This is a genomic window from Psychrobacter sp. M9-54-1 (assembly GCF_016613355.1).
Taxonomy (GTDB): Bacteria; Pseudomonadota; Gammaproteobacteria; order Pseudomonadales; family Moraxellaceae; genus Psychrobacter; species Psychrobacter faecalis.
On record NZ_JADGFW010000005.1, the window covers coordinates 137,353 to 157,679 of the forward strand.

General features: G+C 43.7%; 20 protein-coding genes. 9 read left to right on the top strand and 11 right to left on the bottom strand.

The window, feature by feature from the left end; genetic code table 11:
* The first annotated feature begins 96 nt into the window (after nucleotides 1-96).
* The 5 genes from IQ457_RS02745 (at nucleotide 97) to IQ457_RS02765 (ending at nucleotide 6,764) form a co-directional block, all read left to right on the top strand.
* Nucleotides 97-2,019 carry an AmpG family muropeptide MFS transporter gene (locus tag IQ457_RS02745; RefSeq protein WP_200661989.1) on the top strand — a complete coding sequence of 641 codons (1,923 nt, stop codon included), beginning with the start codon at nucleotides 97-99 and terminating at the stop codon, nucleotides 2,017-2,019.
* Nucleotides 2,020-2,084: 65 nt separating this feature from the next.
* Nucleotides 2,085-2,993, top strand: a complete 909-nt coding sequence (gene prmC / locus IQ457_RS02750; RefSeq protein WP_200661990.1) for a peptide chain release factor N(5)-glutamine methyltransferase — start codon at nucleotides 2,085-2,087, stop codon at nucleotides 2,991-2,993.
* A 102-nt stretch (nucleotides 2,994-3,095) separates the two neighbouring features.
* Nucleotides 3,096-3,890 carry a HesA/MoeB/ThiF family protein gene (locus tag IQ457_RS02755; protein ID WP_200661991.1) on the top strand — a complete coding sequence of 265 codons (795 nt, stop codon included), beginning with the start codon at nucleotides 3,096-3,098 and terminating at the stop codon, nucleotides 3,888-3,890.
* A gap of 69 nt (nucleotides 3,891-3,959) precedes the next feature.
* Nucleotides 3,960-5,315: an ABC1 kinase family protein gene (locus IQ457_RS02760; RefSeq protein ID WP_200661992.1), complete on the top strand. Its 1,356-nt coding sequence runs from the start codon at nucleotides 3,960-3,962 to the stop codon at nucleotides 5,313-5,315.
* A 120-nt stretch (nucleotides 5,316-5,435) separates the two neighbouring features.
* Nucleotides 5,436-6,764 carry a YbfB/YjiJ family MFS transporter gene (locus IQ457_RS02765; protein ID WP_200661993.1) on the top strand — a complete coding sequence of 443 codons (1,329 nt, stop codon included), beginning with the start codon at nucleotides 5,436-5,438 and terminating at the stop codon, nucleotides 6,762-6,764.
* Here the strand turns inward: IQ457_RS02765 and IQ457_RS02770 are convergent.
* Nucleotides 6,761-7,249: an Lrp/AsnC family transcriptional regulator gene (locus IQ457_RS02770; protein WP_200661994.1), complete on the bottom strand. Its 489-nt coding sequence runs from the start codon at nucleotides 7,247-7,249 to the stop codon at nucleotides 6,761-6,763. The genes IQ457_RS02765 and IQ457_RS02770 overlap by 4 nt on opposite strands.
* 229 nt (nucleotides 7,250-7,478) lie before the next feature.
* On the opposite strand from IQ457_RS02770, the gene leuA reads away from it, so the two are divergent.
* Complete coding sequence (gene leuA / locus IQ457_RS02775; protein WP_200661995.1) at nucleotides 7,479-9,263, top strand: 2-isopropylmalate synthase; 1,785 nt, start codon at nucleotides 7,479-7,481, stop codon at nucleotides 9,261-9,263.
* Nucleotides 9,264-9,550: 287 nt separating this feature from the next.
* Complete coding sequence (locus IQ457_RS02780; protein ID WP_200661996.1) at nucleotides 9,551-10,162, top strand: hypothetical protein; 612 nt, start codon at nucleotides 9,551-9,553, stop codon at nucleotides 10,160-10,162.
* Between the two features lie 114 nt (nucleotides 10,163-10,276).
* Here IQ457_RS02780 and accC read toward each other — a convergent pair whose 3' ends face one another.
* The 5 genes from accC to IQ457_RS02805 all read right to left on the bottom strand — a co-directional run bounded on the left by accC (nucleotide 10,277) and on the right by IQ457_RS02805 (nucleotide 15,881).
* Entirely contained in the window at nucleotides 10,277-11,644 is a 1,368-nt protein-coding gene (accC, locus tag IQ457_RS02785; protein WP_193030191.1) for an acetyl-CoA carboxylase biotin carboxylase subunit, read from the bottom strand.
* Between the two features lie 158 nt (nucleotides 11,645-11,802).
* Nucleotides 11,803-12,231, bottom strand: a complete 429-nt coding sequence (gene accB / locus IQ457_RS02790) for an acetyl-CoA carboxylase biotin carboxyl carrier protein (protein WP_144296917.1) — start codon at nucleotides 12,229-12,231, stop codon at nucleotides 11,803-11,805.
* A gap of 253 nt (nucleotides 12,232-12,484) precedes the next feature.
* Nucleotides 12,485-13,852, bottom strand: a complete 1,368-nt coding sequence (locus tag IQ457_RS02795; protein ID WP_191690966.1) for an MATE family efflux transporter — start codon at nucleotides 13,850-13,852, stop codon at nucleotides 12,485-12,487.
* A gap of 347 nt (nucleotides 13,853-14,199) precedes the next feature.
* Entirely contained in the window at nucleotides 14,200-15,240 is a 1,041-nt protein-coding gene (locus tag IQ457_RS02800) for a hypothetical protein (protein ID WP_200661997.1), read from the bottom strand.
* A 149-nt stretch (nucleotides 15,241-15,389) separates the two neighbouring features.
* A complete protein-coding gene (locus IQ457_RS02805) occupies nucleotides 15,390-15,881 on the bottom strand; it encodes an EVE domain-containing protein (protein WP_200661998.1) in 492 nt (163 codons plus the stop codon).
* 284 nt (nucleotides 15,882-16,165) lie between these two features.
* On the opposite strand from IQ457_RS02805, the gene hemW reads away from it, so the two are divergent.
* Nucleotides 16,166-17,488 (top strand): radical SAM family heme chaperone HemW, encoded by a 1,323-nt coding sequence (hemW, locus tag IQ457_RS02810; RefSeq protein ID WP_200661999.1) that lies wholly within the window; start codon nucleotides 16,166-16,168, stop codon nucleotides 17,486-17,488.
* A 64-nt stretch (nucleotides 17,489-17,552) separates the two neighbouring features.
* On the opposite strand, the gene IQ457_RS02815 is transcribed toward hemW, so the two are convergent.
* Nucleotides 17,553-17,693, bottom strand: a complete 141-nt coding sequence (locus IQ457_RS02815) for an entericidin A/B family lipoprotein (RefSeq protein WP_200662000.1) — start codon at nucleotides 17,691-17,693, stop codon at nucleotides 17,553-17,555.
* A gap of 255 nt (nucleotides 17,694-17,948) precedes the next feature.
* Here IQ457_RS02815 and IQ457_RS02820 point away from each other — a divergent pair, with 255 nt between their 5' ends.
* On the top strand, nucleotides 17,949-18,521 hold the full coding sequence (locus IQ457_RS02820; protein ID WP_144296921.1) for a tRNA (cytidine(34)-2'-O)-methyltransferase: 573 nt from the start codon (nucleotides 17,949-17,951) through the stop codon (nucleotides 18,519-18,521).
* Nucleotides 18,522-18,633: 112 nt separating this feature from the next.
* Here the strand turns inward: IQ457_RS02820 and IQ457_RS02825 are convergent, their stop codons facing one another.
* The 4 genes from IQ457_RS02825 to tusD form a co-directional block, all read right to left on the bottom strand.
* The gene (locus tag IQ457_RS02825; protein WP_369811270.1) at nucleotides 18,634-18,990 is read right to left on the bottom strand and encodes a TusE/DsrC/DsvC family sulfur relay protein; all 357 of its coding nucleotides are present in this window, start codon (nucleotides 18,988-18,990) and stop codon (nucleotides 18,634-18,636) included.
* Nucleotides 18,987-19,340, bottom strand: a complete 354-nt coding sequence (locus tag IQ457_RS02830) for a hypothetical protein (protein ID WP_068408717.1) — start codon at nucleotides 19,338-19,340, stop codon at nucleotides 18,987-18,989. The genes IQ457_RS02825 and IQ457_RS02830 overlap by 4 nt, the downstream gene beginning before the upstream one ends.
* Nucleotides 19,341-19,426: 86 nt before the next feature.
* Entirely contained in the window at nucleotides 19,427-19,750 is a 324-nt protein-coding gene (locus IQ457_RS02835; protein WP_068408719.1) for a hypothetical protein, read from the bottom strand.
* A 96-nt stretch (nucleotides 19,751-19,846) separates the two neighbouring features.
* The gene (gene tusD / locus IQ457_RS02840) at nucleotides 19,847-20,305 is read right to left on the bottom strand and encodes a sulfurtransferase complex subunit TusD (protein ID WP_200662001.1); all 459 of its coding nucleotides are present in this window, start codon (nucleotides 20,303-20,305) and stop codon (nucleotides 19,847-19,849) included.
* Between the last annotated feature and the right edge of the window lie 22 nt (nucleotides 20,306-20,327).

The following is a 20,327-nucleotide window of genomic DNA, read 5'->3' on the forward strand; positions in this document are numbered from 1 at the left end:
CAATTTTTATCGATCCTTTTTATCTGTATTACTGAGAAATGATTGATAAAAATTGTGCGCAGTTGTGTTTTTTATTTCAATTTTTGGTGAGTGATTATGTCTGCTGTCCAACCTGTAACGCCTGAACAACCGATTGCCAAAAAATCATGGGCAGAAGCCGCCAAGGCTTATCTAGATTCGCGCGTTATTATCATGCTGTTTTTAGGGTTTTCGGCCGGTATTCCTATTTTGCTGATTTTTTCCAGTCTGTCGTTATGGCTAAGAGAAGCAGGCATTGACCGCGGTGTCGTCACCATGTTCAGTTGGGCAGCATTGGGATACTCATTTAAGTTTATTTGGGCGCCATTAATCGACGCGCTGCCAGTGCCTTTTTTGACCAAATGGTTGGGTCGCCGCCGTAGCTGGATGGTGGTATCGCAGCTGCTGATTGTATTGGCCATTTTTTTGATGGCGACGGTCAATCCTATTAGTGAAGACGTTTTGGTTTATATGGCGGGTGCGGCGGTTTTGCTGGGCTTTTCTTCTGCTACCCAAGATATCGTTATTGATGCTTACCGCATTGAGCTGGCACCGCCATCGATGCAGTCTATTTTGTCCTCTATTTATGTGTCAGGTTACCGCATTGGTATGATTGTCGCTGGGGCAGGTGCGCTGTATTTAGCAGATTATTTTGGTTCGACGGAAAGCTTTTATAGTTATGAAGCGTGGCGTAATACCTATTATATTATGGCCGGAGTGATGACTTTAGGCATATTGACCACCTTTGCCAGTTATGAGCCAACCGCCGAGATTCTGCAAAATAATAAACAAAAAAACAACCTCAAAATTTTCTTGATTTACTCAGCGTTACTATTAATACCAGCGTTGTTGTTTAGCGCCATATATCTTGTCAATATTCTGATTAATAAAGTTTTTGATAGTAGCATTGCGCTGATACCGCTGATAGCCATGCCGAGCATTAAGTTCTACTTTTTAGCGCTGGTGGTGTGTGCGCCACTGCTGCTGTTGTACTTTATGATCAATCAACCTAAGATTATCAATAAAGCGCCATTGGTGGCTGAAACCCGCGAAGACTATGTCAGATTGGTTTTATTGTTTGTCTTTGCCGTCGTCGCATTTATCGCCGCCTATGTTTTGATAGGGCAAGGATTGCCCGAGTTTGATGGCGTGTTTGTCAGATTTATCAGTGAGACGCTGCATTTGCTAACAAGCTTAGCCGTAGCGCTGGCAGCGGGTTATGCCTTGGTTAAAGTTGGTTTAGTGAAAAAAGAAATTGCGATGGCGACGTGGATTGAGCCTATCTTAGATTTCTTTAGACGCTATGGTAAAAAGGCATTATTGTTATTAGCGCTGATTGGTTTGTACCGTATCTCAGACATTGTGGCAGGGGTGATATCAAACGTCTTTTATCAAGACATGGGCTTTAGTAAAACCGATATTGCCAATGCGGTCAAACTGGTTGGCGTCATTATGGCGATCGCTGGTGGTTTCTTAGGCGGGCTATTGGCGCAGCGTTTTCGTATCATGCATGCGATGATGATTGGCGCCATTCTCGCTTGTGCGACCAATTTGTTATTTGTGGTGCTGACTTACAATCCTGGCAGCTTGCCTATTATGTATATGGCGGTGATTTTTGATAACTTAGCCGCTGGTCTTGCTAGCGCGGTATTTATTGCTTTCTTATCGGCATTGACCTCTATACGTTTTACCGCGGTACAATACGCTATTTTTTCTTCATTGATGACTTTGATACCTAAAGTCATGGGTGGCTATTCGGGCTCTATCGTTGATAGTATGGGCTATCCGTTCTTCTTTATTTTTACCTTTGCGATTGGTATTCCAATTTTAGCGCTGATTTACTTTGTCGATAAACATATCGTTATTGGTGATAACGACGATATTTATGACAATAATGTCAATAATGGCGATAGTGAAGGCGGCAGCGGTATTGGCGATAAGTTAGCCAAAGCCAATCCAAACCTAACGGATACCAAAGAGCCGCCCCGCGCCTCAGAGTAGTTAATGCATGATATATAGCAAGTTCAACAGGCTTATTCAATAAACAGTGACTTTACGAGTTATCTATGACAGCAGCTACCATTGGTCAAATAAAACAACAAATTCAGCAGTGGCTAAACGACAGTGAAAATAGTCATTTGCCCTCGTTTTGGCTCACGGATTGGCTATTGTTTGTCATTGAGCAGCCAAGCTCTTTTTTAATCACGGATGAAAACTATCAACTGACCGATAGCGAGCTTACGCAATTTTATGCGGGTGTGACTAAGATGCAGCAGGGCACGCCCTTGGCGTATTTAACGGGACAGCAAGAATTTTGGTCGCTGAATTTTACAGTCAATGAGCATACATTGATACCGAGACCCGATACTGAGGTACTGATTGAACAAGTTTTAGCTTGGATAAACGCTCAACCAAACCGCAACGATGACGATAATAAACCAAAGCGCCTCTTAGATTTGGGCACTGGCTCAGGCTGTATAGCGATTAGCCTCGCGCATGAGTTAAATAAGCGTCAGCCAAACAATAAGGCTGAGAGATGGCAAGTGGTTGCCGTTGATTTATCGCTAGAGGCGTTAAAAGTGGCTAGGCATAATGCAATGGTAAATGAGGTGGCTGCTGATATTAAGTTTATCCAAAGCAGTTGGTATGAGGCGCTGTCTGTTCAGGATGAGCCATTATTTGATGTGATTGTATCCAACCCGCCGTATATCGATGAAGAAGATGAGCATTTAGCAAGACTGGTCGCCGAGCCGATTAGCGCCTTAAGCGCCCCCAATCATGGACTTGCCGATATAGCGCTTATTGTTAAGCAGGCACCGCAATATTTGAATGCAGCTGGGCTTTTAGCAATTGAGCATGGTTTTGATCAAGGTGCGAAAGTTAGTCAGCTATTTTTGGACAATCGCTTTGAGTCTGTTCATACTGTGCAAGACTTTGGCGGTAATGACAGGGTGACTTTAGGTCAGCTGTTATAATTGGTTTTTAAGAGTAAGTTTTTAAAGGTGAGTCTTTAAGAATAGGTTTTCAATAATAGATATTTTGCTTATAACTTGTGGTAAAAAATAGTGGTAGAAAGTATGACGCACTCCAAAGAAACAGGGCAGCTAACAGATGCAGAACTGCTGCGTTATGCGCGGCAGATTTTGCTTGATGGCTGGGATATCGATGCGCAGCTACGTTTGAAAGCCTCGCGAGTCGTGATGATTGGGGCGGGCGGTCTCGGTTGTCCTGCTTCTGAGATGTTAGTGCGGGCAGGGCTTGGGCATGTGCAGCTGATTGATGATGATGTGATTGAAGCCAGTAATCTACAACGCCAAACGCTATTTTTACCTGAAGATATCGGCAAACCTAAGGCGCTCACGGCAGCTCATATGCTGACCAAAATTAACCCTTTGGTTAGCGCGCGTGGGACAGTGGCCAGATTGAGTGAAGACAATGCTTATGAGCTGCTTGAGATGGCATCTGGTAAGCCTGACTTACTTTTAGACTGCACGGATAATTTTGCCACTCGCGATATCATCAACCGCATTAGTGTGCGTTACCAGATTCCGTTATTATCCGCCTCAGCGATAGCCATGCAAGGACAATTGGCACTATATGAGCCGCACTTAAATACCGGCTGCTATCATTGCGTCTTTGGTTCGGTAACAGACGATGCAGCGGCGGATGAACGTACTTGTGCCAATTCAGGGGTACTCGCCACCACGCCCGCTATTATGGGTAACTTGCAAGCCAATGCAGCGCTACAATATCTAGGATTAACCAAAAATCCACTGACAAATAAGCTGTTAATATGGGATGGTAGCCAGATGCAGCAACGACTGATGGGCTATCGCAAAGATGTGCATTGTCCGATTTGTGCCAAACATTAGCAAATTGCTCAAGCTTTTTAACTCTTCCTATCCTCATAACCTCCTTTTTATTACCATAGTTGTTTTTTTATGAAAATTCATCGTCCGCATTTATTAAAGCATACCTTTAATGTCGTTAATCGTGTGCGCCAAACCGCAAGCGTTGCTGGTTTGTCTGCACTGAGAGTTGCAAAGGGTGAAAAACCTGATGCGATGCTGTTAAAAGAAACCTTTGAACAATTGGGCACGACTTATATCAAAATCGGGCAGTTTATTGCCAGTACGCCGTCATTATTTCCACGTGAATATGTAGAGGCGTTTCAGAGCTGTTTGGATCAAACGACGCCCTTATCCTACACTTATATCGAACAGGTATTAAAAGAAGAGCTGGCCGCCACTGGCTTGACGCTTGAAGAGATTTTTGCCTATATCGACGAAAAACCACTCGCTTCAGCGTCTATTGCCCAAGTGCATGCCGCGCGATTACATAATGGTGATGAAGTGGTATTAAAGGTACAAAAACCTGGCGTTGAAACCATTATGCAAACGGATTTGGGCGTCTTACATGGCGTGACTAAATTGGTTGAGCTCCTAATGCCTTCAATGCGCTTTGCCAGTATTGCGCCAATCATCGATGAGATTCGTCTGCGGATGCTGGCCGAAACCGATTTTATCGCTGAGGCGCAAAATATCCGCGATTTTCAGCAATTTTTAGCGATATCAGGAAATACACGCGTCGTTGCGCCAACTGTCTATGAGGAGCTGACCACCAAGCGCGTGCTGACTATGAGCCGCTTATACGGCGTTTCTATGGTAGATGAAGCCGCCATGCGTCAGTATTGTAATGATCCGGCGCAAGTGATGGCAGATACCCTTAATACTTGGTTTGCCAGTCTCATGCTCTGTAATAGTTTCCATGCGGATTTGCACGCGGGCAATTTGATGCTATTAACCGATGGGCGTATTGGTTTCTTAGACTTCGGTATCGTTGGTAAGTTAAAAGCGGAAAGCTGGCGCGCCTGCATGGGTATGATGCAAGCAATGCAAGACAGTGATTATCAAGCCATGGCGCGCCATATGATTGACATGGAGATGACCCATGGCGGCAATCAAGTTGAGGTCGCGGCATTGGGCAATGATTTGCAGCGTATGATGAAAACCATCATGGCAGAAGACAAAGCCTTTACCAGCGGTGTGCCTTTTAATAGTAAAGAGCAAGCCGATGAATTAAATAAAATGATGCTAGAGATTGTTGAGGTCGGCAAGCGTCATGGCATTCATTTCCCACGTGACTTTGCATTATTGACCAAGCAGATGCTCTATTTTGATCGCTTTATGCGCACGCTTGCCCCTGATATGGATATGTTTAGCGATCAGCGCGTGCAAATGCTGGGACAAACAGCAGCAGATGAACAAGCAAGCAATCCAATTCGCAATATTTCTTAATAGTAAGCGCGTTATAGCAGTAAGTGTTGTATTGAGACGTTTTTTCTATTTTTAATTGGTTAGGTATGGCTTTTTTTAACACAAAGGATTGTGGGCGTTTTGCCACAAAATGGCTCTGTCATGATGACTGCTCTTAAAAGCCGTGCTGCTACTATTATTACCCATCAAACGGCGATTGCTTGGATAGGGTTGTATTGTCTGGCAGTAGTGATGGGGTTTGGGCGCTTTTTATTTACCGCCACCTTACCTGATATCATGACGCAATTATCGTTATCGACGGTCATTGCAGGTTGGCTGGCTTCGGTCAATTATAGTGGTTATTTTATTGGGGCGCTGATTGCGATGTTTGTGCCTCAGCGTTTGACATGGCAAATGCTCATAACATGGACAGCCGTCAGCATCGTGACCACCATGCTATTGGTGGTGCCAAATCTGTCATTAAATAGCTGGTATGTCATTCGGCTACTATCGGGTATCGCCAGCGGGGTGGCCATGATTTTAAGCTCATCGCTGGTGATTCAAAGCTTTAGTGATGAGCGCCGCTCGGTACTTTCAGCCTTACATTATGCAGGGATTGGCGTCGGTATCAGTGCCTCTGCCGTCTTGACTTGGTGGCTATTAACGCTCGGTTATCATTTTGATATCATTTGGCTGGTAGCAGGAATTATCAGTCTGCCGTTATTATGGCTACTTTATGCTATCAGACCGCAAAGCTTGATTTCGTCCGCTTCACACTCATCTAAATCCACGTCTTCTAATTTACAATCCTTTCAGCAAAAGGCTCTCAAATCGAAGCCTGCCGAATTAAACCATAACAATCAACGCCTATCTGTACCGCAAGCTTATCGTAATTTTAAACGTTCGTTATATGAAGCGGCCGCTGGTCATAGCAAGGCGATTGCATTACTGTCGGCAAGTTATGTGCTGGCGGGGTTTGGTTATATTACGTCGGCGACTTTTTTGCCAGTCATGGCAACGCAGCGCCTGACGGCACAAAGCTATGCAGGGCTACTGATTTGGCTAGTGGTTGGTATCTTTGCCATGTTGTCAAACCCTATTTGGGGCGCGCTTGCCAAGCGTATTGGCGAAAGTAAAACCTTGATGGGGTTGACGTTGTTGCAAGCATTTGGCATGTGTTTGCCGCTATGGTTTAATGGCGCTGTTGGCTTGTATGGTAATGCGGTGATTTTAGGTTTGACCTTTGTCGGTATGGTGTCAATGACACTTAATTTGATTAAAAACATCAATCCCGCTTACTCAAATTTGTTGATTGGACTGGCAACTTTGGCCTATGCCATAGGGCAGTTCATAGGGCCGCTGGTCACGGTAGCGCTGGCAGGGAAACAGGATAATTTTAACGCGGGTTTATTGGTCGCAGCGAGCGGTTTATTAGTGGGATTGGTTTTAGTTTTCTTTTTTCAGCGTCAAGCTCAAAAGCAGTCAAACTAGACCACGCTACGGCTAAAGACTTCTCGTAGCTCAAAACTGGTATGCACTTGAGCGACGCCTTCGATGCGATTGAGCCTATGCAATAAAAATTCCTCATAATGTGCCATATCACGCACCCGTACTTTGATTAAGTAGTCTTCGGTGCGACCCGTGACGATACTACAGCTCACCACTTCATCAAAACTTTGGATTTTCTCTTCAAAATGCTCAAAGCGATCTGCAGTATGGCGATCCATACTAATCGCAATAAAAACGGCTAAAGGATAGCCAAGTTTTTGCGCATCGGTCTGGGTATGGTAGCCGGTGATAATACCTGCTTCTTCCAAGCGTTTGATACGGCGCGCGCAAGGGGTCGCCGATAAATTCACCTGCTCGGCAAGCTCGGTAATACTCATACGTGCTTGGGTTTGTAGTAAGCGTAATATCTGTTTGTCGGTATCGTCAATATCTATGGCTAAAGAGTTTTCCGTATGGTTATTTAACATCGAATATCGCCTTATTGGTGAATTACAGCAATTATAATCATAATTGTGCATTTTTTCACTAAATTACTATAAGTTTTGGTGAAATAAAGCTGATTTCTAACATAGAAACTTTGTTATTATAATGGCATAAACTTTTATTATCTCGTATGATAAAGAATGATTTGGTCATTAGTTGCCCAGCTAAAATCTACACTTCAACTCAGCTCTTTATGTTATCTAAGGATTGATTATGCCTAATCAAGCAACACGCCATGCAGACAACACCTCTGCAAAAGTTACCCCAAAAAATGCCGCTTTCGATTTCCGTAAATATCGTCCATTTGCGTTTGCACCTGTGCTGACAGATCGCACTTGGCCGAGCAAAACGATTGAGAAATCACCAATTTGGGCAAGCGTGGACCTGCGTGATGGTAATCAGGCGCTGATTGATCCGATGACCATTGAACAAAAAATGCGCTTTTTTAAAACCTTGGTCGATGTGGGTTTTAAAGAGATTGAAATTGGTTTTCCGTCGGCGGCGCAAGTAGAGTTTGATTTTGCTCGCAAGTTGATTGAAGAAAATCATGTCCCTCACGATGTAACCTTGCAAGTATTGGTGCAGGCGCGTGAGCATTTGATCGCCCGTACTTTTGAGTCATTAAAAGGCGCGAAGCGTGCCATCGTTCACGTCTATAACTCAACCAGTCGTGTACAACGCGAAAAAGTATACGCTAAAGATAAAGCAGAAATTAAAGAAATAGCCATTGCTGGCGCTAATTTATTGGTTGAATATGCGGCCAAGTACCCTGAAACAGAATGGGTATTTCAGTATTCGCCTGAAAGCTTTAGCCAAACGGAAACTGAATATGCGGTAGAAGTCTGTGACGCAGTTTGTGAGGTTTGGCAGCCTGAAAACGGCCAAGAAGTGATTTTAAACTTGCCAGCGACGGTTGAAGCATCAACGCCAAACGTATTTGCCGACCAAGTTGAGTATTTTTGTCGTCATATTGCCAAGCGTGAGCATGTCACGGTAAGCTTACATACGCATAACGACCGTGGCTGTGCGGTGGCTGCTGCCGAGCTTGGCGTGCTTGCTGGTGCCGATCGTATCGAGGGCACCTTGCTTGGCAATGGCGAGCGTACCGGTAATATGGATATCATGGTGATGGCGATGAACTTGTTTAGCCAAGGTATCGACCCCGAGCTTGATTTTAGTAATATGAGTGAGATTGTACAAGTGGTAAGCGAGTGTAATAACTTGCCACTACATCCGCGCCATCCGTACGTTGGTGAGCTTGTGTTTACCGCCTTTAGTGGCTCACATCAGGATGCTATTAAAAAATCTCTTGATTACAATGAAAAACACCAAGATGAAACCGATAACGTTTGGGACGTTGCTTATCTGCCAATTGATCCGGCGCATATCGGGCGCAGCTATCAAGATGTGGTCCGTATCAATAGCCAATCTGGTAAAGGCGGCGTTGCTTATATCTTGCAGCGCAATTATGGCTTTAATTTGCCGCGCTGGATGCAAATTGACTTTAGCGGCGTGGTCCAAAAACAAGCGGAAAGCGCTGCTCGTGAATTGCAAAACGATGAAATCTTACAAGCCTTTGAAGAGACATATTTGCAGCAAGGCAGCTTCGAGCTTCTAGATTATAGTGTCAATAACAAGGGCGGCGAGGTCTACTTTAACGGTCAAGTACAGATGAATGGCGACACCATTACTATTGACGGAACCGGTAATGGTCCTTTGTCATCGTTTATTGATGGGCTTGCGCAGCACACGGGTAAATCTATCCATGTTATCAACTACGCTGAACACGCGATTAATCCGCAGCACAACAGCGGTAATGGTATCGATGATGATACCAACAATGACAATAAAACCAACGCCAATGCCGCAGCTTACATTCAACTAAATGTTGACGGTGATGTTTACTCAGGCATCGGCACTTGTAGTAGCACGGTATCAGCGATGCTTAAAGGGGCGTTATCTGCTTTTGCTCAAGCGGCTAGTCCAGTTGCTGCTTAATATCGCCTTTAGCCGATAATAAAATAGTTCGATTTACGATGTTAATCTATAACGCCATGGCTTTTGCAAATTAGCCATGGCGTTATTTTTGTGTATATACACTTAATATTTGGTAGGTGAGTTTTAAAAACAATATTGGGCATGAATTTATTGATGAAGGTTTACGTTGAGGTCAGGGTTGGTCAAAGTCGTACGACTAATAGCATAATGTTACTTGTGTTTTTGGTGTCTAAGACTTACGCTAATGTACGTCTTATTTATTATTATAATATTAAAAAAGGTTAATTATGGAACCTATATCTTTTGCTTCATTTTCATTGGCCTCTATTTTAGCGTCACTGCCAGTGAACGGTGAAGCGGTTAGCAAACCTACCGTTACCACCCATATCAGTCCCGCTATCGCCGGACAGTGGGAGATAGATTTAGACAGTGGTATTACGATGACCAAAGAAGCGCAAGCTAAGCAAGCAGCCCCAAAGTTACCGACAGGTAAAATTGATGAGCCAAAAGTCAGCGCTGATGCTGAGGGCGGCGTGTTGACCCAAAATGAAAAGCGTATCGTTAAGGTGCAGCCAACTAGCAGTAAAAACCTATTAACCGCTAAGTCTACTCAATGTCGGGAAATTTATAATTTTGCTGCCGATAATGAGATGTGGGCAGTCAGTGGCAAAGAATGGACTTACGGGCGCTACTTAGTCACCCATCGTGATGAAGGCTTGCCTATTATTGCGCTAAAAACGGTTTATGATAATAACGAAGTCGATTGCTCGGGTAATCAGGTAGATCAAACTGGCGAGGCATTAATAGCATTTTTGAACCATGAAGGCAATAAAATGCAGTGGTGCGCCGATCCTGAGGGTACAGAATGCTTTATGAATTTCACCAGAATATTACCTTAGCGTTATTTATAAAATTTAAGCAGCACTTTATAAAATTTAGACATATAAAAAAACCGCTATCTTTTAGGTAGCGGTTTTTTTTAATTTCTGCTTAAACAAAAAGACTAAGACTAACTAAGAAGCAGAATCAGCTTTATCTTTATTAGACGTTAATAACTCTCTTTCTAGATAATGAATGTTTTGTGCTTCATTAACAAATTTATCATCCGCTAAAATCACATCACGATGCAAGGATATATTGGTTTTGATACCTTCAATCACCAATTCATCAAGCGCATGCAGGGTTTTAGATATCGCTTGCTGACGTGTTTGACCGTGACAGATCAGCTTGCCAATCAAGGAATCATAATAGCTTGGAATCTCATAACCTGGGTAGAGGTGCGAGTCAAAACGCACGCCCGCGCCACTTGGGGCAAACAACTGATTGACCGTACCTGGGCAAGGCATAAAGGTCGCTGGATCTTCGGCATTGATACGACACTCTATGGCGTGCCCTTGAATTTCAATCTCGCTCTGACGATACGATAAACCGTAGCCAGCCGCGATTTTAAGCTGTTCAACGACGACATCGATACCCGTAATCATCTCAGTGACTGGATGTTCAACCTGCACGCGGGTATTCATCTCAATAAAAAAGTATTCATTATTTTCAAATAAAAACTCAAACGTACCCGCGCCGCGATATTTGACCAGCTCGCAAGCTTTGACGCAAGCATCTAAAATAGGCTGACGCACATCGTCAGGGATATCTGGGGCAGGTGCTTCTTCTAAGACTTTTTGGTGACGACGTTGTAATGAACAATCGCGGTCATACAGATGAATGGCATTGCCATTACCATCGCCCAGTACCTGTACTTCTACGTGGCGCGGATTTTGGAGATAACGCTCCATATAAACGGTATCATCACCAAACCATAGCTCAGCCTCTTGCTTGGCGGCTTGTACTTGGCCGATAAGCTCATCAAAACGTTCAACAACGCGCATACCGCGGCCACCGCCACCAGAAGCAGCTTTAATCAAAAGCGGAAAGCCGATATTGCGCGCTTGCTCTTCAGCGTTATGCAAAGTGACGGCACCCACTGAACCAGGAACTGTTGGTACGCCTGCTTTTTTCATGGCATTAATGGCTGATACTTTATTGCCCATTAAGCGAATGTGGTCAGCATTGGGACCGACAAAGGTTAAGCCAGCTTCTTCGACGCGTTCAGCAAACTCAGCATTTTCTGCCAAAAAACCATAACCAGGGTGAATGGCATCAGCGCCAGTGATTTCAGCGGCGGTCAAAATGGTGCTAATATCGAGATAGCTTTGGTTGGCGTTGGGTTTGCCAATACAGATGGCTTCATCAACAAAGCGCAGATGCATCAAATTGGCATCCGCCGTTGAATAGACACCGACGGTCTCTATGCCAAGCGCCTTGCAAGCTCGAACGATACGTAGGGCAATCTCACCTCTATTGGCGATGAGCAGTTTTTTTATCATGGGGTCATCCTTGTCAAAGCGGCAGTCATTGATAGCCTCGCTATTTTAGACATCGTAACAGCAAACGGTGCTACATCAAATTTAGACAAATCGAGCGCTGATGTCGATGAATAATAACGAAGTATCAATCATTACAAAGTAAAGGTTGGTAGATAGCGTTACGCTTTATAGCGTATGACTGGCTGGCCAAACTGTACCACTTCAGAATTATCCACTAAGATTTCATCAATGACGCCGCTTTGAGTCGCTTCGAGAGGATTCATGATTTTCATGGCTTCGATGATACCAAGCGTATCGCCTGCTTGCACTTTTTGACCGACCTTTACAAATGGCGGGTCATTAGGACTTGGCGCTGAATAATAAACACCCACCATCGGCGAGGTTTCAACGCTGCCAGCTTTGACAGCGGCTTTTGCGGCGGCAGCGACAGGTGCAGCACCTGCGGCAGGCGCAGCCATCATCGTCGGTGCTGGCGCATCATAGTGACGAGTCAAACTGATGTGTTCGTCATCTGAGCTGATTTCTAAATTAACCAGTTCACTTTCTTCCATGAGTGCGATCAGGGTGCGTATTTTTTCAATATCCATAATTTTAATTTTGCCTTGTACTAATTTCTAGAAAAAAATAGTGTAACTAAATATTGTATTGGTAATTGCTAATGATACCTATATTCACGCCAATGAGCAATCGATGTACAGTTGTTAACTGAGTTTTTTTACATATTATGACGTAAGCGTGCTTAAGCGTAAGAAATATTCAATGATTTATCATAGTCGATGTCATAAGGTAGCGCCAGTCATGGTTACTAGACGCTACGTTTGAACCAAGCGTATGACAGTATCAAGCCCATAATGTCGTCAAGCGTTTTTGCTGATAGCGCAGACGCAGACTTAATAATATAGACGATAAGAATAAGCCTGTGATGAGCGCCATCCAAAAACCCTGTGCGCCAACGTCGGTGAAGCGCACCAGATAGACGCCAAGTGGTAAAGCAACCAACCAATAACAAAATAGCGTCACCCACATCGGCACAGTGGTATCTTGCATACCGCGTAATATACCAGCGACATTGACTTGCCAGCCATCAAATAATTGATAAGCGAGGGCAAAAATGAGTAAGTGCATGGCTTGCGCGCGTACCACAGGATTATCGGTGAATGCCGCCGCCAATTGCGGCCTAAATAACCAAACGCCGAGCATAGACGTCAGCGCAATGATAACCGTCCATACAAGCCCTGTAGTTAACACTTGACGCAGCGCCATCAGATTTTTTTCACCAAAGCGGTTAGAAATCATAATGGTTAGCGCCATCGCAACTGATATGGGAATCATAAACAGCTGTGACGTCACTGATAGCGCCACTTGATGCGAAGCGGTTGCAATCTCACCGAGCGGACTGATAACTAGTGCCCCTAAACTAAATAAACTGGCTTCAAAAAAGATAGAAATACCAATCGGAATGCCAAGTTTTAATAGTTTTTTAATTTGCGTGCGGTTAGGGCTGGCAAAAGCATAAAAGAAGCGCGTACTGGCAAACTGTTGACGCTTGGTAAAGCTGGTATATGTCGCTAGTAATAGGACATTAATCCAAAGTACGATGGCCGTTGCTACCCCACAACCAGCGCCGCCCATTTCGGGCATACCAAATAAACCGTGGATAAAAATATAGTTAAGCGGAATATCGGCAAGCAGCCCGATGATACTAATAACCGTCACCGGCTCAGGTCGGCCGAGCGCCTCACAATAACTGCGCAGCACGGCATAGACCGCGATTGCCGGAAAACCGAACGATACCCCATGTAAATATTGCGCAGCGATGGGTTGGATGTTTTCAGGTACGCCCATCACCCCAAGTATATTGGGCGCTAGATTGACAATGATGAAGCCGAGAATACCAATGACGCCGGCCGTCCATAACGATTGCTGGGTAATATGCGGCACTTGGCTATGATTGTTTTGGCCGATGGCTTCGCCGATAAGCGGCGTGGTGGCAATCAAAATACCGGTCGCCAATAAAAACAGTGGTAGCCAAATACCGGAGCCGACGGCCACGGCTGCCAAATCAAGGGCGGAGACTTTACCGGCCATAATGGCATCGACGACACCAAGCGCTGCTTGGCAAAACTGGGTAATTAAGATGGGGAGGGCGAGTACGCCTAAGCGTAAGCTGTAACTTTTAAAATCTCTAAAGGACAATGGGAAAACCATAATGAGCAACTTTTTATTCTTTGCAGTAATTATTGTGGATGAGCAAATGCTGCCATCAACAAGTTAATAGCGAAACAGTGAAATAGGATTGGTGCGACGATAATACTCCGATAAATAATATGAGCAAGTCCATTTTTAATGATTATTAATAACAACATGCCGATAAAGTAAAAAATTAAACAGTTAAGACTAAAATGAAAAATGACCCGTCAATCCGTAAGTAGAATTGAGAGGTCATCATCAGAAAGATAGCAAATAAGCTAAAGCATGGGGTCAGCGTTTTAGCAGTGTTTGTTCATACTTGTCTCTTCTTTAGCTAGGATAGCAGTACAGACAAAAGCAGCTATTTACAACGATTCAGGTAAGTCCTGTACCAGCGCTTGATAGCCAATCAAGCTGTTATTTGCATCGAATGCTTGTACGACAATCGCATAATTGGTTGAGCGATCGGGAATAACAGGCGCAAACTGAGTTTCAAGATTGCTCAATAGCAGATTCTGAACATAACCGTTAGCGCCCGATTCTGCTTTATTAACATCAATTTGACTTAATAAGACGTGCTTAGTATTGCTAGGATTTTGCCAAGTAATCGTTTTTTGACTACCATTACCGGTAATATCTAGGTTTAGCTCGCCAAGTTGATAATCAAGTGGATAAGTCTTAAAGTTAGAGCGGTCGCTGATGGTATAGCTGACATTACAATTATCTTGACCGCTTGATAATTTCTTGCCGCCCAGACCGTCTTGGTACTCAAAACTGCCTTTCCAAGGCGCACCTGCTTCATTTTTTGCAAAGTTACCAGCAAAAGTCGTTAATAAGTTTGGTGTCTCTATCCCTAAATCGCTGACATACTTAATATCTAAGAATTTTAATGTATCAAGGCTACCCGTTACTTTACCAGCGATATAGTTGTCGACTTTAATTGCTGAATTGATACCTAACACATTGTTTTCTTGGCAAGCTTGCTGCTGATAACTAAAGCTACCATCAACACTACCAGCGCCATCTTTACTGATATCAAAGTATACCGCACCGATATCGATATCGCTGTCGTCCCCATCATCAATCTCGACAAAGTGACCTACATAAAGACCGCCGCGACCGCCTTCTGGAGTTAACTTATCCAAGAACTTATCAAGCGATTCTTCTGGTAAAAAGACCGACTCCAAAATCTCAGCCATGGATTTTTCATCATCGCTTAACTTATCTTCGACCTCTTCATATTTCTTTTTGACTTTATCTTCCACGCGATCGTATTCGTCTCTTACCTGTTCTTCTACGCGATCATATTCTTTCTTAACTTTATCGCCATCACTGCCGCAGGCGCCGAGAGTTAGACTGAGGATACTGGCGGTTAACACAGATAATAGTAGCTTGGGTGCGCTCATAAATGAGTCCTGATGGTCGATTGCTATAATAATAAGAGAGAAGCGTAAATAAAAAATAATTTCTGTGTATAAATATAGCAAAATCTATCAGGTATGTGCGTGGATAAATGTGCACTCATACCATAAAAATTCTTACGCCATCGTTACCGTCAAATCCTATCATTCTCTGGCAACAGATTCAGCTCTTCTGCCATATCCATAATCGTGTTCCAATGCTTGGGTTCAAGCGGCAAAATGGTCAGCTGCTCACAGCCTTTTCTTAGCAATAAAGAATCCTCAAGCGCCGGCAAAAATTTAAGCTGCGCTAATGGCAGTATATCCGTAAAAGCCTGCTCAAAAGTCACATCTACCATGTACCAGCGCGGCTCATCTCCAGTTGCTCTAGGATCATAATGGCGATGTTCGGGGTGAAACTGGGTGGGGTCGGGATAACCAGCTTTACTGATAGTCACGATACCAGCGACGCCAGAAGGTTTGGCGCTAGAGTGATAAAAAAATGCTTTGTCATCAACTTTCATATCATCACGCATAAAGTTGCGGGCGCGATAATTACGTACCCCATCCCACATCTCCGTGCCTGCACCTTGTAAATCTTCTATATTAAAACAGCGAGGATTGGATTTGATAAGCCAATATGCCATGGTTTTTATCCTTATAAAATTATTAATGTAATCATAATGGTTTCATAGTGATGGCTTTAAAAGCTGCTCATCATCTATTTTTATTCCATATTTATTTTCATTCTTTGTAGTCATCTAGCTTATCTAGCATTACCACTATCGGCCATTGCTATAAACGCCGATTGTTCCCAATACTTTTATGGCCAATTTATGCTGATTAGGCTTTTCTTTAGCGCGTCCAGCCGTTATCCTAGCGCTACTTTCTGCTGACGACCGCAGCTACTCCTTTATAGATAAGTCCGCTTATGTCAAATATCAAATCCTCTCATTTTTCGAATCATCTTGACGCTAATAGTCGTAACGAAACAAGTGCGCTTATAGTGAAAGATATTCCGTTAGCACTTTATATCCATATTCCTTGGTGCGTGAAAAAATGCCCTTATTGTGATTTTAATTCGCATGAGCTGCCGATGGACAGTCAGCTATCTATGTACGATGAGTACGTCGATACGCTATTACTTGATGCAGCGTCACAGCAAACGTTGACCCAAGGACGAGAAATCAGCTCAATATTTATCGGTGGCGGTACACCGTCGCTACTGCCCATTGCCCAGTATCAGCGTTTATTTAACGGTTTGCGTGAGATTTTTCAGTTTGCCGGTGACATTGAAGTGACGATGGAGGCCAATCCAGGCACCCTTGAGCATGCACCATTTGCACAGTATTTAGACGTAGGCATCAATCGTTTGTCGATTGGCGTACAAAGCTTTGCTGCTGGCCAGCTCACCACGCTGGGGCGTATTCACGATCCCGCCCAAGCACTATCAGCTATTAAAGCCGCTCGTCGCGCTGGATTTGAACGTGTCAACGTCGATTTGATGCATGGGCTACCGCAGCAAACGATGAGTGAAGCCCTGAACGACATTCAAATGGCGCATGAGGCAGGTGCTACACATATTTCTTGGTATCAGCTAACGATTGAGCCAAATACGGTGTTTTATCGCAATCAGCCGATTTTACCCGATGAAGATAGTTTGGCAGATATTGAGCAAGCGGGGCCGACATTGCTTGAGCATTTGGGCTATGACAACTATGAAGTGTCGGCCTGGGCAGGTGCGTCCGATAAACCTTGCCGTCACAACGTCAATTATTGGCAATTTGGTGATTATTTAGCGATTGGTGCTGGTGCGCACGGTAAAGTCACCATTGATGATAGATATGGAAATCAAACATTAACGGCTGATAAAGTGTCTGATGAGGTATTAAAAAAGGTATCAACAGAGACGGGTATTTATCGCTTTAGCAAATCTCGTATGCCAAAAGACTATATGACTTTTGATATCGACACGATGAATAACATAAAAAAAGAGGGCGCGCCAAAAATGGTCGGTTGGCAGGCAATCGCGAGTGATGAGTTGGTCAGTGAGTTTATGCTCAATGCTCTACGCTTGCATGAAGGCGTGACATGGTCTTTGTTTGAAGCTCGAACAGGGCTGAGCTATGACAATATTGCTCTAGAAGTAAGTCAACTTATTAAACAAGGGCTTTTAGTAGATGATAATGAACACTTACAGCCAACGGCGTTGGGTAGAAGATATCTTAATCAGATCTTAAGAATATTTTTATAAAGTGTGCAGACAAAAAAAGAAGCTTACCAAATGATAAGCTTCTTTAATATAAGCCTAAAAAGGCTTAGATTTTGTTTTGTACTTCTTGTGCAGTACCAGTTACAGCGCCACCGGCACTTGATACGTCTTGGCCTAGACCTTTAAAAGTGTTGCAACCAGTTAGTACAAACATAGCAGCCAAAGATGCGATAACCAATTTTTTCATAATTTTTTCCTCAAAAAAGATAGAGTGTTATAAGTCATAACAATGGAACCTAGCGTTTTACATAAGTTTCACTGAGGGGTTACAGGATACAAGGACAATGTTTTTAAATTATCTCGCTATCCATTAGGGTCATGATAATCAAAGTTAAAATCTGTGCCCAGTATCAAAATGTAATTATTGGCAGTAAACTGTAACTTTTGATTACGTCTGTTATATACGTTTAGACAAAATGCTTAAATCATTTATGGAGTTTGTATGACCATTCATATCGTATTGGTAGCGCCAAAGATGCCTAGCAATACTGGCAATATTATCCGCTTATGTGCCAATAGTGGGGCGCAGCTACATTTGGTCAGGCCGTTAGGGTTTGAGCTCGACGATAAGAAGCTACGCCGTGCAGGTCTCGATTATCATGAATACGCTCATCTGCAAGTACATGACGATTGGGCAATGACCAAGCAAGCGCTACAAGCGGCTGGTTGCGAGATTATCACCGCACTGACGACCAAGCTGAGTAAACCGTTTTATGACTATGATTTTAGCGGACAAACGACTCAGCATTTAGATAGCAGTGCGTCTAATAGTCCATCTTCAAATCATGTGGCGCTGGTTTTTGGTTCTGAAACGGCAGGGCTGCCAGAGGATATCCGTACCGATATCGGCGCTGATAACTGGCTACGCTTACCAATGCTTGCGGATTCGCGCAGTTTAAATCTTTCTAATAGCGTGGCAATATGCTTGTATGAAGTTTGGCGACAGCAAGGATTTGACGGCGATGAAGGTCGCAGTATCGGTTATGACACCTTGACCGTTTATGACCCAAAATAGAGTAGAGATAGAGAAGCTAGCAGGGTAATTGGGTAAAAAAGCGGTTAAAGAAAATCAGTCGTTTAATTTTCTTTAACCGCTTTTTTGCTGCTTTTTTTATAAACCACGTGCTTTATAAACAATTTGGCGGTTTTGGCAAGCCAGCAAGACGATTGACATGACGGGCAACCAAACCCGTATTAAATAACTGCTGGAGCTTTTGATTGCTGATGTCATGCTCAGGCAAGGTTTGCTGTAGCCATTTAATCAGCGGGCGGGTCGCTGGCGCGTGATTGAATTTGGTAAAAAATGCGCGTACCTGCTGTAAGATGGCTAAATGTTCAGCATTTAAAGTTACATCTAGAGTATTCGCGAGCTGCTGCGCAATCGCAGGCGTCCAAACTGTATGGTCGCATAAATGCCCGTCTTGGTCTAAGTCCACTGCAGTCATCTTCTCAGCAGGTGTAATATCATCTTTAGGATTCATCATAGAGCAATTGTTACCACTTTATCAAAGGTAGCGCCATTCGCATAAGTATTTTGAGTTAAGGCGACCCATTCATCATCGCTCAAAACAGCCGTTAATTTGGCGGATAAATTGAGCTTTGCCGCCGTATTATCATTCAGCTGCGCTACGTCCTCAGCGAGAGCATAAATAGCCGCTACATCTTTTGTTTCAATGTACTCAAGGTCTTCCAAATAAGCATTAAACCAGTCAATAAAAGCGACCGTTGTGCCCAATAATATAATGCTATCACCCGCACGCCACGTCGATGTCATTTGTTCTGTGCTGCGTCTGAGCGTATCCATACTGCTATGTAATTGATATAAAGTTGCCATAATCGTGTCCGCTTACTTACTATATTTGTTGTCATATTAAAATAAATATTAACAATGTAAATTCGTCCTAGCCCAAAAAGTTGCTACTAAAAGACTAAGATCTGGTCAAATTCTTGCGAATTTACCACCTCTGGTATCAAGGTCAGCTGCGTCGCCAAATCTGCCGGTAACATGCCCGCAATCCAACCGCTAAACACATCGTCCGGTAACCAAGCGGCTGGCATATCATATAACTCAAGCGACTGAATCATGCCATGCAAACGTGATTCAGGCTGCATTAAAAAACCAAAGACCGGCGCATCCAAATACAGCTGCACCTCATGACCAAAAGTCGCTAAGGTTAAAGCCAGCGCGCAGCCTTCATAACTTACCATCTCGGTAGGCGTATGCAAGCGAATGAGTAATTTCATGATGTATTCCTAATCTGATTATCGCCAACCACTATTATTCATCTGGTTATTATTAAGTTGGCTGTTTTGACAGCGAGTTGTCATGTAAAACGCTGTTTAAAACTGCAGCAAACGACAGTTACCTTGCATCATCATCGCAAGCTCACTCAGTCCTACCAGCTTAAAACTAGCTGCCAGATTTTCGCTATCTAACTGATGGCGAGTGCTATTTTCGCTATCTGAAATACCGCGGCTAAGCGCCGTACTGACACAAACAGGCAGCGTCAACTGATATTGCTCAGCAAGCTTTTGCCACTCTTTAGTGATATTCATCTGGTCTGCTGACTGCCAGCGCAAGCGATTGGCGGTATTAGCGGCATCGGCATAGAAAAAAATATTCAATGGCGCAGGTACGTTTTCATTATTATCGCTGTTATCGGTCTCATCATTATTGTTCGTGTCATTATTATTTGTATCAGTGTTTGCGAGATAGGTACGCGCATAGCGTAACGCTAGATGTGCCAGCGGATGGCTGGGATCAGCAGTAATTAATAATAGCGGGGTCGTGGTCGTCATAATCGCAGTGTCACTTATGATG

Excerpts from the sequence above, each read along its gene's own strand:
- IQ457_RS02760 (WP_200661992.1), top strand. The coding sequence starts at position 3,960 with ATGAAAATTCATCGTCCGCATTTATTAAAGCATACCTTTAATGTCGTT.
- accB (WP_144296917.1), bottom strand. The coding sequence starts at position 12,231 with ATGGATATTGAAAAAATACGCACCCTGATCGCACTCATGGAAGAAAGT.
- accC (WP_193030191.1), bottom strand. The coding sequence starts at position 11,644 with ATGATAAAAAAACTGCTCATCGCCAATAGAGGTGAGATTGCCCTACGT.
- IQ457_RS02805 (WP_200661998.1), bottom strand. The coding sequence starts at position 15,881 with ATGGCATATTGGCTTATCAAATCCAATCCTCGCTGTTTTAATATAGAA.
- IQ457_RS02795 (WP_191690966.1), bottom strand. The coding sequence starts at position 13,852 with ATGGTTTTCCCATTGTCCTTTAGAGATTTTAAAAGTTACAGCTTACGC.
- IQ457_RS02800 (WP_200661997.1), bottom strand. The coding sequence starts at position 15,240 with ATGAGCGCACCCAAGCTACTATTATCTGTGTTAACCGCCAGTATCCTC.
- IQ457_RS02765 (WP_200661993.1), top strand. The coding sequence starts at position 5,436 with ATGATGACTGCTCTTAAAAGCCGTGCTGCTACTATTATTACCCATCAA.
- tusD (WP_200662001.1), bottom strand. The coding sequence starts at position 20,305 with ATGACGACCACGACCCCGCTATTATTAATTACTGCTGATCCCAGCCAT.
- IQ457_RS02745 (WP_200661989.1), top strand. The coding sequence starts at position 97 with ATGTCTGCTGTCCAACCTGTAACGCCTGAACAACCGATTGCCAAAAAA.
- IQ457_RS02825 (WP_369811270.1), bottom strand. The coding sequence starts at position 18,990 with ATGATGAATCCTAAAGATGATATTACACCTGCTGAGAAGATGACTGCA.
- prmC (WP_200661990.1), top strand. The coding sequence starts at position 2,085 with ATGACAGCAGCTACCATTGGTCAAATAAAACAACAAATTCAGCAGTGG.
- IQ457_RS02815 (WP_200662000.1), bottom strand. The coding sequence starts at position 17,693 with ATGAAAAAATTGGTTATCGCATCTTTGGCTGCTATGTTTGTACTAACT.
- IQ457_RS02755 (WP_200661991.1), top strand. The coding sequence starts at position 3,096 with ATGACGCACTCCAAAGAAACAGGGCAGCTAACAGATGCAGAACTGCTG.
- IQ457_RS02770 (WP_200661994.1), bottom strand. The coding sequence starts at position 7,249 with ATGTTAAATAACCATACGGAAAACTCTTTAGCCATAGATATTGACGAT.
- IQ457_RS02835 (WP_068408719.1), bottom strand. The coding sequence starts at position 19,750 with ATGAAATTACTCATTCGCTTGCATACGCCTACCGAGATGGTAAGTTAT.
- leuA (WP_200661995.1), top strand. The coding sequence starts at position 7,479 with ATGCCTAATCAAGCAACACGCCATGCAGACAACACCTCTGCAAAAGTT.
- IQ457_RS02830 (WP_068408717.1), bottom strand. The coding sequence starts at position 19,340 with ATGGCAACTTTATATCAATTACATAGCAGTATGGATACGCTCAGACGC.
- IQ457_RS02780 (WP_200661996.1), top strand. The coding sequence starts at position 9,551 with ATGGAACCTATATCTTTTGCTTCATTTTCATTGGCCTCTATTTTAGCG.
- IQ457_RS02820 (WP_144296921.1), top strand. The coding sequence starts at position 17,949 with ATGACCATTCATATCGTATTGGTAGCGCCAAAGATGCCTAGCAATACT.
- hemW (WP_200661999.1), top strand. The coding sequence starts at position 16,166 with ATGTCAAATATCAAATCCTCTCATTTTTCGAATCATCTTGACGCTAAT.